Annotated in this window: 7 protein-coding genes; 6 read left to right on the forward strand and 1 reads right to left on the reverse strand. The window is 69.3% G+C overall.

Translation table 11 applies throughout. From position 1 onward, the window contains the following. Positions 1 to 3: 3 nt before the first annotated feature. The 5 genes from gcvP to ACG0Z3_RS11155 all read left to right on the forward strand — a co-directional run bounded on the left by gcvP (position 4) and on the right by ACG0Z3_RS11155 (position 9,991). Positions 4 to 2,892, forward strand: a complete 2,889-nt coding sequence (gcvP, locus tag ACG0Z3_RS11135) for an aminomethyl-transferring glycine dehydrogenase (RefSeq protein ID WP_394397565.1) — start codon at positions 4 to 6, stop codon at positions 2,890 to 2,892. A gap of 117 nt (positions 2,893 to 3,009) precedes the next feature. Further along, positions 3,010 to 4,398 carry an L-serine ammonia-lyase gene (locus ACG0Z3_RS11140; RefSeq protein WP_394397566.1) on the forward strand — a complete coding sequence of 463 codons (1,389 nt, stop codon included), beginning with the start codon at positions 3,010 to 3,012 and terminating at the stop codon, positions 4,396 to 4,398. Between the two features lie 17 nt (positions 4,399 to 4,415). Continuing rightward, the gene (locus ACG0Z3_RS11145) at positions 4,416 to 5,213 is read left to right on the forward strand and encodes an NRDE family protein (RefSeq protein WP_394397567.1); all 798 of its coding nucleotides are present in this window, start codon (positions 4,416 to 4,418) and stop codon (positions 5,211 to 5,213) included. A 32-nt stretch (positions 5,214 to 5,245) separates the two neighbouring features. Next, positions 5,246 to 6,685, forward strand: a complete 1,440-nt coding sequence (locus tag ACG0Z3_RS11150; protein ID WP_394397568.1) for a hypothetical protein — start codon at positions 5,246 to 5,248, stop codon at positions 6,683 to 6,685. 339 nt (positions 6,686 to 7,024) lie between these two features. Next, entirely contained in the window at positions 7,025 to 9,991 is a 2,967-nt protein-coding gene (locus ACG0Z3_RS11155) for a TonB-dependent receptor (RefSeq protein WP_394397569.1), read from the forward strand. Positions 9,992 to 10,080: 89 nt separating this feature from the next. Here ACG0Z3_RS11155 and ACG0Z3_RS11160 read toward each other — a convergent pair whose 3' ends face one another. Next, on the reverse strand, positions 10,081 to 11,388 hold the full coding sequence (locus ACG0Z3_RS11160; protein ID WP_394397570.1) for an oligogalacturonate lyase family protein: 1,308 nt from the start codon (positions 11,386 to 11,388) through the stop codon (positions 10,081 to 10,083). A gap of 300 nt (positions 11,389 to 11,688) precedes the next feature. Here ACG0Z3_RS11160 and ACG0Z3_RS11165 point away from each other — a divergent pair, with 300 nt between their 5' ends. Continuing rightward, the gene (locus tag ACG0Z3_RS11165) at positions 11,689 to 12,804 is read left to right on the forward strand and encodes an ABC transporter substrate-binding protein (RefSeq protein WP_394397571.1); all 1,116 of its coding nucleotides are present in this window, start codon (positions 11,689 to 11,691) and stop codon (positions 12,802 to 12,804) included. The last annotated feature ends 25 nt before the right edge of the window (positions 12,805 to 12,829 follow it).

Consider the following 12,829-nt stretch of genomic DNA (forward strand, 5'->3'; position numbering starts at 1 on the left):
GCCATGCCGACGCCGCTCTCCATTCTCGAAGACGCCACCGAATTCCACGCCCGCCACATCGGGCCGGATGCCGTCGATGAATCCCTGATGTGCGCCGCCGTCGGCGTGGCCAGCCGCACCGCGCTGATCGACGCGGTCGTGCCTGCGGCCATCCGCCGCTCGCAAGGCATGAAGCTGCCCGCCCCCATCACCGAGGCGGGCGCGCTGGCCGAACTCAAGGCCATCGCCGGCAAGAACAAGGTCTACAAGAGCTTCATCGGCCAGGGCTACTACGGCGTGCACACGCCAGGCGTCATCCTGCGCAACATCCTCGAGAACCCCGCCTGGTACACGGCCTACACGCCCTACCAGGCTGAGATCTCGCAGGGCCGCATGGAAGCCATTCTGAACTTCCAGACGCTGGTGACAGACCTGACCGGCATGGACATCGCCAACGGCTCCATGCTGGACGAGGCCACCTCGGCCGCAGAGGCGGTCACGCTGGCCAAGCGCTCGGTCAAGAGCAAGAGCAACACGCTGATCGTCGCCGGCGATGTGCACCCGCAGACCATCGAGGTCATCCAGACGCGCTGCAAGCCGCTGGGCCTCGAGGTGCTGGTCGGCATGGCGCCCGCGCTGATGGCCGAGCACGACTACTTCGCCGTCGTCTGCCAGTACCCCAGCACCACCGGGCTCATCCATGACCTGAAGGCCTTCACCGAACAGGCTCACGCCAAGCAGGCCGCGTTCATCGTCTGTACCGACCTGCTGGCGCTGACGCTGCTGACCTCGCCCGGTGAGTTTGGCGCCGACATCGTCGTCGGCAACAGCCAGCGCTTCGGCATGCCCATGGGCGCTGGCGGCCCGCACGCCGCTTTCCTGGCCTGCAAGGACGCGTTCAAGCGCTCCATGCCCGGCCGCCTGGTCGGTGTGAGCAAAGACGCACAAGGCCACTCGGCCATGCGCCTGGCGCTGCAGACCCGCGAGCAGCACATCCGCCGCGAGAAGGCCACCTCCAACATCTGCACGGCGCAGGTGCTGCCGGCCGTCGTGGCCAGCATGTACGCCGTCTACCACGGCCCGCAAGGCCTGAAGCGCATCGCCGAGCGCGTGGCCAGCTACACGGCCATCTTGCACGCCGGCCTGACCCGCATGGGCGTCAAGGTCGTCACGCCGCACGTGTTCGACACGCTGCTGGTGGAGTGCGACGTGGCGACCGTGATGGCCAAGGCCGTCGCGGCCCAGGCCAACCTGCGCAAGCTGAGCGACCAGCATGTCGGCATCGCGCTGGACGAGACGACGTCGCGCGCCGACATCGAGGCGATCTGGGGCTGGTTCGCGCCCGCTGGCGCCACCGTACCGACGGTGTCCGAGTTCGCCGCCGGCGTCGACAGCCTGATCCCGCCGCAGCTGCGCCGCACCAGCGCCTTCCTGACGCACCCGGTCTTCAACACCCACCACAGCGAAACCGAGATGCTGCGCTACATCCGCAGCTTGTCCGACAAGGACCTGGCGCTGGACCGCAGCATGATCCCGCTGGGCTCGTGCACGATGAAGCTCAACGCCACGGCCGAGATGATCCCCATCACCTGGCCCGAGTTCGCCAACCTGCACCCGTTCGCGCCGCAGGACCAACTGGCCGGCTACACCGAGCTGGACACGCTGCTGCAGCAGTGGCTGACCGAGTGCACCGGCTACGCCGGCATCAGCCTGCAGCCCAACGCCGGCTCGCAGGGCGAGTACGCCGGCCTGCTGGCCATCAAGGCCTGGCACGAGTCGCGCGGCGACCACCAGCGCACGGTCTGCCTGATCCCCGAGTCGGCCCACGGCACGAACCCGGCTTCGGCACAAATGTGCGGCATGTCGGTGGTCGTCACCAAGTGCGACAAGGAAGGCAATATCGACCTGGCTGACCTGAAGGCCAAGTGTGAGCAGCACGCCGACAAGCTGGCCGCCATCATGATCACCTATCCCTCCACGTACGGCGTGTTCGACACGCACGTGAAGGAGATCTGCGCCATGGTGAAGGCGCACGGCGGCCGCGTCTACGTGGACGGCGCCAATATGAACGCGCTGGTCGGTGTGGCCGCGCCTGGCGAGTTTGGCGGCGACGTCAGCCACCTGAACCTGCACAAGACCTTCTGCATCCCCCATGGCGGTGGCGGCCCGGGCGTCGGCCCCGTCTGCGTGGTCGAAGACCTCGTGCCCTTCCTGCCGGCGCACCGCACCGCGGGCCTGGGCAAGGAAACGAACATCGGCGCCGTGTCCGCCGCCCCGCTGGGCAACGCGGCCGTGCTGCCGATCTCGTGGATGTACATCCGCATGATGGGTGCCGAGGGCCTGAAGAAGGCGACCGAGGTCGCCATCCTGTCGGCCAACTACGTCGCCGCACGCCTGTCCGACCACTACGACATCCACTTCTCCGGCGGCATCGCCGGCGTGAAGGGTGGCGGCGTGGCCCACGAGTGCATCCTGGACCTGCGGCCGCTGAAGGACAGCTCGGGCGTCAGCGCCGAGGACGTCGCCAAGCGCCTCATCGACTACGGCTTCCATGCGCCGACGCTGAGCTTCCCCGTGGCCGGCACGCTGATGGTCGAACCGACCGAGAGCGAATCGCGCGCCGAGCTGGACCGCTTCATCGACGCGATGATCCAGATCCGCCACGAGATCGCTGACGTCGAGGCCGGCAAGGTCAGCCGCGAGGACAACCCGCTGGTCAACGCGCCGCACACCGCGATGGTCGTCAGCGCCAGTGACTGGGTCCACGGCTACAGCCGCGAGGTGGCGGCCTTCCCGCTGCCCAGCCTGCGCCGCCAGAAGTACTGGTCCCCGGTGGGCCGCGTGGACAACGTCTATGGCGACCGCAACCTGTTCTGCTCCTGCGTGCCGCTCAGCGAGTACGAGGACGCCTGATCATCACCAGGCCCCCTGAGATGGGGGCGAGTCGCGGCCGCCGGCAAACCCGGCGCCCCGGCTCCGCTGGATGAGCTGGGGCGGCCACAAGCCGCCCCCTAACCAATCGAGGCATCCATGGCCGTTTCCGTTTTCGACCTCTTCAAGATCGGCATCGGCCCGAGCAGCTCGCACACCGTCGGGCCCATGCGCGCCGCGCGCCTGTTCGGCCTGCGACTGCAACACGACGGACTGTTGGAGCATGTGGCCCGCTTGCAGGTCATCCTGTACGGGTCGCTCGGCGCCACCGGCAAGGGCCACGGCAGCGACAAGGCCGTGCTGCTGGGCCTGGCCGGGCATGAGCCGGACACGGTGGATGTCGAGACCATTCCCGCGATGCTGGATGCCATCCGCGCCGGCGACCTGAACCTGGTAGGCCAGCATCGCGTCGCGTTCGACGAGGCCAAGGATCTCGTCTTCAAACGCCGAGAGAGCCTGCCCTTTCACGCCAACGGCATGCGCTGCCTGGCCTTCGACGCCGAAGGCGCCGAACTCGCCAATCGCGTGTATTACTCGGTCGGCGGCGGCTTCATCGTCAGCGACGAGGTGGCCGCAGACGGCAGCAAGCACAGGGCAATAGCGCCTGACGCAACCGTGCTGCCCTACCCGTTCAAAACGGGCGACGAGTTGCTGGCGCTGACGAAGAAATACGGCCTGTCCATCGCCGAGGTCATGCGCCGCAACGAGGGCCACTGGCGGCCTGAGGCCGAGACGCGTGCCGGACTGCTGAAGATCTGGGGCGTCATGCAGGCCTGCGTGCAGCGCGGCTGCAGAACCGAGGGCATCCTGCCCGGCGGCTTCAAGGTCAAGCGCCGCGCGCCCAGCCTCTTCAACAGTCTGATCTCCAACCCCGAACAGGCGCTGCGCGACCCGCTTCAGGTCATGGACTGGGTCAACCTCTACGCGCTGGCGGTCAACGAGGAGAACGCCGCCGGCGGCCGCGTCGTCACGGCGCCCACCAACGGCGCGGCCGGCATCGTGCCCGCGGTGTTGCACTACTACGCCCGCTTCGTGCACGGCGCGACGGAAGACGGCGTCATCGACTTCCTGCTCACCGCTGCCGCCATCGGCATCCTCTACAAGGAGAACGCGTCCATCAGTGGCGCCGAGGTCGGCTGCCAGGGCGAAGTGGGCGTGGCCTGCTCGATGGCCGCCGGCGCGCTGTGCGCCGTCATGGGCGGCACGCCCGAGCAGGTGGAGAACGCCGCCGAGATCGGCATGGAGCACCACCTGGGCCTGACCTGTGACCCGGTCGGCGGCCTGGTGCAGATCCCTTGCATCGAGCGCAACGCCATCGCATCGGTCAAGGCCATCAACGCCGCGCGCATGGCGCTGCGCGGCGACGGCACGCACTTCGTGAGCCTGGACAAGGTCATCAAGACCATGCGCGACACCGGCGCCGACATGATGACCAAATACAAGGAAACGGCGCGCGGCGGCCTGGCGGTGAACATCGTCGAGTGCTGAGCTTTCAGGGCTGAGCCATGTGCCTTGCTGCCTTTGCGCTTAACGCCCACCCGCGCTTCCCGCTGGTGCTTGCCGCCAACCGGGACGAGTTCTTCGCTCGCCCCACAGCGGCCATGGACTGGTGGGCCGACGCGCCCGACCTGCTGGCAGGGCGCGATCTGACGTCCGGTGGCAGTTGGTTCGGCCTCACGCGCTCCGGCCGCCTTGCGCTGCTGACCAATGTGCGCGAACCGGGCCGGAACGACCCCACCGCCCCATCGCGCGGTGCGCTGGTGACGGACTGGCTGCGCAGCAACGCGCCCTTTGCCGACTTCGCCGCGCAGCAGCTGCCGGCCGGCCACAACGGCTTCAACCTGATCGCTGCAGACGTGGCAAGCAACACCTGGCACTGGCTCAGCAACCGTGTACCGGCGTCGAGGCGGCTCGGGCCCGGCCTGTATGCGCTGTCAAACGCCGCGCTGGACACGCCCTGGCCCAAGACCACCGGCCTGCGCGCGGCGTTAGCCGACGCGCTGGACCAGTCCGCCGACGCCCCCTCGCTGATCGAGCGGCTGTTGGCCGTGCTGGCCGACGACACCGCCGCACCCGACGCCACACTGCCCGACACCGGCGTGGGACTGGAACGGGAGCGCCTGCTGTCGCCGCGCTTCATCCGCATCCCGCCTTTGCCCGGCGCAGCTGTCTACGGCACACGCTGCTCGACGGTGCTGGTGCGAGAGGCCGACGGGGCCACCTGGGTCGTGGAGCGCAGCGTCACCGCGAACGGCGAGTCCCTGCCGCGCCGGGTACACCAGCTGTCGCACTGGCCGGCCTGAGCGCGCACGGCGCAGGCCACAATCGGCCCGCCGTGAGCGCCGTCGCCGTCCATCCCCGCCGCCCGCCTGACCCTCGCCTGGTGCAGCGCTCCCTGCTGCTGGCGGCGCTGCTGCATGTGTGGCTGGTGCTGGTGTTCGGCAACGCCCCCGGCAGCGCGGCGCCGGGCCAGAGCACCTGGGGCAGCCTGACCGTCAAGTTGCGCGGCCTGAGCGGCGCACAGGCCGATGCACCGCCGTCCCCCCAGCCCGGCGCCAGCCCCGCGCCCGAGGCCGGCGCGGCCACGACGGCTGTGCGTGTGTCGGCCATGAACGACGGTACGGACGTGCCAGCCGACGCCGCACCGAGCACCGCGACGCTGGTGCTGCCCGAAGGCTTTCGCCCGGTCGAGCGCCAGGATCTGGGGCCGCCACCCACTGCCACTGCGACCGACCTGCCGGCCGCTGACCTGCCCACCGGCCGGCTCGCGCGGCTGGAGGCGCGCCCCGACGTCACTGTCGCGCCGCTGGCGCCCGCCGCCCGGCTGGCCCAATCGCCGCCGCTGGCGGTGCGCCCGGATCTGCCCACGCTGGACGCCATGCTGCCCGCCCCCGTGAACCGGCTGGACGCCCCGGCGGCAGACACTGCCGTCAACCCCGCCCTGCCCCGGCCGGCCGAACTGCGTGCCACGGCGCCGCCCACCCCTGCCCTGCCGGCCGCTGCCGAGCTGCCCAACCCCGTGGCCCGGTTGGAAGCGCCGCAGGCTACGGTCGCCGCTGGCGCGCTGCCCCGCGCCGCCGACCTACGCGCCACGCCGCCCGGCGCTTCACCGCTGCCGCCGCCCACCACCTTGCCAGCCCCGGTCCAAAGGCTGGAAGCCGCCACACCCGACGGCAGCGGCCTCAAGCCGCTGAGCCGCGCCAGCGCGCTGCGGCCGGTGCCTACCACCGCCAGCACGGCAGCGCTGCCCGGAGCACAGGACCTGCCCGCGCCCGTACGCCGGCTGGAGTCCGAGAGCTCAGCGGCCGTGGCACCGCTGCAGCCCGCCGCCCCGCCGCGCGCGGCCGTGGCCGCGCCGGCGCCGGACGGTCTCGCCGAGCTGGCCAGCACTTTGCCCGGCCAGGTCAGCGCGCCCGCCGGCCCCGCCTCGGGTGACCCGGCAGCCCGCGTTCAGGCGGCCCCACGGGGTGTAGCGCCAGGCGCCGACGCCGGCACACGCCTCGGGCCCGAGCTGCCGCCGCCCCCGCAAGCGGCGGCCAGTGCGGCGCGGGCACCGCTGAACCTGTCGCTGCCCCGGGGAGACATGACGGCCCGGCGCGGCAGCAGCGGTGTCATCGACCTGATCCCGCCGCCGCCGGAGCGCAAGTCCAAGCTGGAGCAGTCGGTGGAGGATGCGGCCAACAAGGACTGCCGCAAGGCCTACAGCGGCGTGGGCCTGCTGGCCGTCGTGCCCCTGGCCATCGACGCGGCTCGCGGCAAGGGCTGCAAGTGGTGAAGCACCAGGTCTTCCGGCGCTGACGCCCAGGTTGTACGACCACTTGCAGGCCCGCTGGCATGCGATGCATGCAGGCCGCAAGGCTGGTGCGGCCGTACGCCCGACCCCCAGCACCCTCCGCTCCTGAGCGCTGCCTCAGCAGGGGACGCCTGACAAGCCCCAAGAAACAAAGTCAGCGCTGGGTCATGCAGTCGTCAAATCACCACACCCCTTCGGGGTATCCCGTAGGCCTGGCAAGCATCCGCTTGAGCGTTTGACAGCCGAGCATTGCCGCCACCCAGTTGTCCGATGACCATCGCAGCGCCCCGCCACAGAGGGCAACCGACGACTGGAGTAGACATGACCGAATTTCGTGGAAACAAGACCCGCGGCCCCTGGCGCCGCAGCGCCATCGCGCTGGCCATCGCAGCGGCCGGCAGCCCGGCCCTGGCACAGGAAGACACAAGCAAGCTCGATGCCGTCGTGGTCACGGGCTTCCGCGCCAGCCTGAACAACGCACTGGCCAGCAAGAAGAACGCCGACGGCATCGTCGACGTCATCAAGGCCGAGGACGTGTCCAAGTTCCCCGACGCCAACCTGGCCGAGTCGCTGCAGCGCGTGCCGGGCGTGTCGCTGGCCCGCGGCGATGGCGGCGAGGGCAAGCAGATCACCGTGCGCGGCCTGAACGCCGGCTTCACTCGCGTGCGCATCAACGGCATCGAGGCTATCTCGGCCACCGGCGCCTCGGACATCAACGGCAGCACCAACCGCAGCCGCGCGTTCGACTTCTCGGTGTTCGCCGCCGAACTGTTCAACAGTCTGGAGGTGCGCAAGACCTCGCAGGCCGACGTCGAGGAAGGCTCGCTGGGCGCCACCGTAGACCTGCGCGGCGCCCGCCCCTTCGACTTCAAGGGCCAGACGCTGAGCATCGGCCTGCAGCAGAACTACAACACGCTGGCACGCAGCTCGTCGCCGCGCGTGACTGGGCTGTTCTCCACCCGCGCCAACACCGGCGTGGGCGAGGTGGGCGTGCTGGTGTCCGGCGCCTATTCCAAGCGCAGCGCGACCGAGGAAGGCTATGAGGCCGTCGAGATGCTGAGCGCCAACGCCGACGGGGGCTTCTGCTCGCCGCTGGGCGCCACGCCGCAGAGCCCGGCCGACAACGCCCAGCGCGGCGTGACGGCCGCCAATTGCGGCTTCAACCTGCCGCGCACCTCCAGCACCACGGCCTACAACAACGTCTTCGGCCGCACCGACAACTACGGCGGCACCGTGGCGACGCCGGCCGCCGGCAGCGGCGCCTTCCACCCGCGCATCCCGCGCTACCGCCGCTCGGTGGCCGAGTACGAGCGCCTGGGCGTCAGCGCCGCGCTGCAGTGGAAGGCCTCGGAAGCCACCGAGGTCAACCTGGATCTGCTGGGCGGCCAGTTCAACAACAACCGCTACGACAACTACATCTCGGCCATCTCCTTTGGCCGCACGCTGGCCGCCGCCAACGGCAAGCCGCAGACCTCCATCGTCGAGGCCTCGTTCAATGGCAACGGCAGCTGGGAGTACGGCAAGTTCAACGGCGTGGACGTGCGCTCCGAGGGCCTGCTGGACGTCAACAACACCAGCTTCCGCCAGCATGTGCTGAGCGCCACGCACAAGCTCACCAACGACATCAAGCTCGAAGCCATGACCGGCATCTCGGCCAGCCGGCTGAGCTCGCCCATGCGCACGACGGTGCAGTTCGACGCACCCAACGTGAACGGCTTCTCGTACGACTTCCGCAACAACCGCAATGTGCCGGCGCTGAACTTCGGCATCGACGTTGCCAACCCGGCCAACTTCACCTTCGGCCCCACCGATGCCGACGGCACCGTGCACGGCCAGTTCGTCGGACGCCAGCTCAACACCGGCAACACGCTGAAGACCAACGCCGTGGGCGCGACCTGGGACGTCAACGACCACCTTGCCCTCAAGGCCGGCTACTCGGCGCGCAACAACACCTGGGACAACTTCGAGATCAGCTACGGCGCGGCCAACGGCCTGGCCAACCCAGCCGGCTTCACGATGGCCAGCGTGTCGCGCCTGATCACGAACTTCGGCAAGGGTCTGGAAGGCTCGGGCTACCCCAGCCAGTGGGTGGCGGTGGACCTGGACAAGTTCCGCAAGGTCTGGGACATCGAGTGCAACTGCGCCGCCGTGCCCGGCTCGCAGCTGGTGACGCTGAACCAAGCCAATCGCACGGTCAGCGAGAAGATCAACGCCGCCTACCTGTCGGCCGACTTCAACTACCAGCTCGCCGGCATCACCTTCCGCGGCAACGCGGGCGTGCGCTCGGCCGAGACCAAGGCCTCCGCGTCGGCGCTGGTCAACGTGGGCGGCGCGCTGCAGCCCGTCACGTTCGACAAGACCTACCGCGATGTGCTGCCCTCGTTCAACCTGACTGCACAGCTGCCCAAGGACGTGTTCGTGCGCTTCTCGGCCGGCAAGACGCTGTCGCGCCCCGAGTACGTGGATCTGGCGCCCTCGGCCTCGGTCAACACCAACGCGCAGACGGTCAGCATCGGCAACCCGCAGCTGGATCCCATCCGCGCCAAGACCTACGACCTGCAGGCCGAGTGGTACTTCGCGAAGAACTCCATGTTGTCCGCCGGCGTCTTCCACAAGAAGATCGACACCTACATCCAGCGCGTCAGCGAGCGCGTGGCCTACAACACCCTGGGCCTGCCCGACGCGCTGCTGACTGGCGGCGGCACCTGCTCCATCACCGGCGGCATCCCTGCATGCCCGACGCTGCCGTCCTCGACCGTGACGGTCAGCCGCGCGGCCAACACCCCAGGCGGCCCGCTGACCGGCTACGAGCTGAACCTGCAGATGCCGTTCAGCTTCCTGCCGGGCGTGTGGAGCAACTTCGGCATGCTGGCCAACATCACGCACGTGAAGTCGACCATCAACTACATCACCCGCACCGCCACGCCCACGCTGCCGCAGCTGGCCATGAACGCGGCGTTGGTGGGCATGTCGCCGGATGCACGCAACCTGACGCTGTACTACGAGGACAGCAAGTTCAGCGCCCGCGTATCGGCGGCCTACCGCTCCAAGTACCTGTTCAACGTGCTGGGTGACGTGAACGGCCATGACGTGACCTTCGTCAACGCGTCGACCAACGTGGACTTCTCGGCGTCGTACAACGTCAGCCCCAAGCTGAAGGTGAGCTTCGAGGCGGCCAACCTGACCGACCAGCCGCTGCGCTACGGCCGCGATTCGCAGCGGGATGACACGCTGCTGTACGCGCACTTCGGGCGCACGTTTGGGGTGGGCATGTCGTATAAGTTTTGACCCCTCACCTGGTCTCGCCTCGCTGAACGCGGGCGAGCCCAGGCGGTCGGCGCTCGGCCCCAATACCTAGAACCGAGTGCCCGCCGCGCTCAGCGAGGCGGCAGCTCGACGGCGTAGATCACTGGCCGGCCTTCGATGTTCGATCGATACACCAGCCACTTGCCGTCGGGCGTGAAGTGCTGGTTGGGCTCCAGCGTGTAGTCGTGGCGGGACAGGTCGGCCACGCGGATGCTCTCCAGCTTGCCGGGCGTGATCAGGCCCGGCACCGGGCGCTCGCGCAGCACCGGCTTGAGCAGGCTGATCCACTTGCCGGCGTTGCCGCCATCGCCCGAGAACAGACGCCCGTCGGGCGACTGCATGAAGTGGTAGGAGGCCTGGTCGCGTGCCACCTCGTAACGCCACTGTTCGCCGGTGACAAGGTTGCGCCCCGTCAGCCAGGTCACGCCGCCACGCGGCGTCTGCAGGTCGTACCAGACGGTCTGGCCGTCACGCCCCCAGAACTCGTGCCCGGCAATCTCGCCGGCCATGGTGCGGGTGTGGATCTTGGTGAGCTGTGAACCATCGGTGCGCACGGTCCAGATGCGGTCCACCTCGTGCCACGGGCCCTCGTGGCAGAACATCAGCAGCGCAGGGTCGGTGGGCGAGAACTTCAGGTGGTTCAGCCAGTCTGTCGCGCGGTGGATGCTCTTGCGCTCGCCGGTGGCGATCGTCACGCTGTACATCTCCATGGGCACGCGCGCGGCCAGCCGCGCGGCCATCCACTGGCCCTTGGCAGCGGCGAAGGACAGCGGCTTGCCGTCCTTGTCGACACCGGCATAGGCCGGAGAGCCGGTCACCGGGTCGCGCCGGCCCTGGGCCGCGATTTCGGGCGGCGGCGGCGAGGTTTCCCACACACCGGCCAGCAGCGTCTCGTCGGCATTGATGGCCATCACGCGGCCGCCAGGCAGCTCGGCGATGCGGCGGGTCTTGCCGCTGTCCAAGTCCACGGCCCACACGGTGGACGGTCCGCCGTCTTCCACGTTCGCGGCGCGCGTCGTGTAGTAAGCCGAGCGCGACTTCGGGCCGGCGAACAGCAGCCGGTCCACGGCGACCTTGAGCACCAGCCGGGTCTGCCAGGTCCTGGTGTCGGCGACGCGGATGCCCTCGGGAGTGAGGTAGATCATCAGGTCGCCCTGCGGCGTGAACGGGTTGTAGTTGAAGTAGAGCGCGTAGACGCCGGGGCTGTCGTCCACGCGCACGATGCGCTGGCCGGTCGTGGTGTCCAGCCAGCTGGCCGACGCGGCAGCGCCCTGCGGCGACGCGGGCGCAGGCGTGGCCGCCATGCCGGCGGGGCCGCCCAGCACCAGGGCGGCCGCGAGCGCGAGAGGAGTCAGAGAATTCAGCAGCGAAGCGGTCATGGCAGGCGCACGAAACGAAAAACCCATGCTAGCCAGCCGCCGCGAGACGGCCCGGGCGGGGTCGACATCGCTCATCCGATTGATCCGAGCGGGCGGTCGCCCCTGGCCAGGCGTGAGAAGTTGCCGCCTGCCGGCGCCAGACCGGCCCTGCACACCAAATCTCACGGATACCGGGCACGCCATGCCGGGAAGATGCGACCGCGGCAACCCCATGATCCCGACGGGACCGCCCCGCATTGCCACAATGCGCCCGCCTGCCGCTCCATCCGGAGCGGCGGCGCACGAGAGGAGACACTACCCATGATTCCACGCCAGTTCCTGATGCCCGTGCTCGCCATGGCCGCCATCGCCAGCGGCGCCGCGCAAGCCCAGGTCCTCATCGGCCAGACCGCCGGCTTCAGCGGCCCGGTGGCCGCCGGCGTCAAGGAAGTCAGCGACGGCGCCAAGCTCTACCTGGACGCCGTCAACGCCCGCGGCGGCGTGAACGGCCAGACCGTCCAGATCCTGGCGATGGACGACAAGTTCGAGCCCAAGCTGGCCGCCGACAACGCCCGCGAGCTCATCACGCAGAAGAACGTGCTGGCGCTGTTCCTGACCCGCGGCACGCCCCACACCCAGGCCGTCATGCCGCTGCTGACCGAGCACAAGGTGCCGCTGGTCGCACCGTCCACCGGCGCCATGGCGTTGCATGCCCCGGTGCACCCATGGCTGTTCAACGTGCGCGCCACGTACCAGCGCGAGGCCGACCGTGCGGTGCGCCACCTCAGCCTCGTGGGCATGACGCGCATCGGCATCGTGCAGGTGGACGACAGCTTTGGCACGGACGCGATCAAGGGGGCGCTCAAGACCTTCGAGTCGCTGGCCAAGCAACCCGCCTTCATCGAGAAGTTCGACCGCAGCAAGCCCGACTTCAGCGCCATCGTGCCCAAGGCGCTGGCCACCGATGCGCAGGCCGTGCTGTTCATTGGTGCGGGCCAGGCGGTGGCGGACGGCGTCGCTGCACTGCGCCGCGCCGGCTCGCGGGCGCAGATCGTCACGCTGTCCAACAACGCGTCGGCAGGTTTCATCAAGCTGCTGGGCGAGCATGGCCGCGGCACCATCGTCACGCAGGTCTCGCCTTACGAGCGTTCGATGTCTGCGGCCATCATCCGCGAGGCCCGCGAACTGGCCCGCGCACGCGGCACGGATGAAATCACACCGGCCATGGTGGAAGGCTTCACTGCGGCCAAGGTGCTGGTTGAAGGCCTCAAGCGCGCCGGGCCCAATCCCACGCGCGACAAGCTGCGCCAGGCGTTGGAGACCTTCAAGCGCATGGATGTCGGCGGTCTGGAGGTGAGCTTCAGCCCGACCGACCACTCGGGCGTGGACTTCGTGGACCTGTCCATCATTGGCGAGGACGGGAAATTCCGCCGCTGACACAGCGGCGCGGACTTCCCCCGAA

The sequence above is a fragment of the Pelomonas margarita genome (assembly GCF_043555875.1).
Classification (GTDB): domain Bacteria; phylum Pseudomonadota; class Gammaproteobacteria; order Burkholderiales; family Burkholderiaceae_C; genus Pelomonas; species Pelomonas margarita.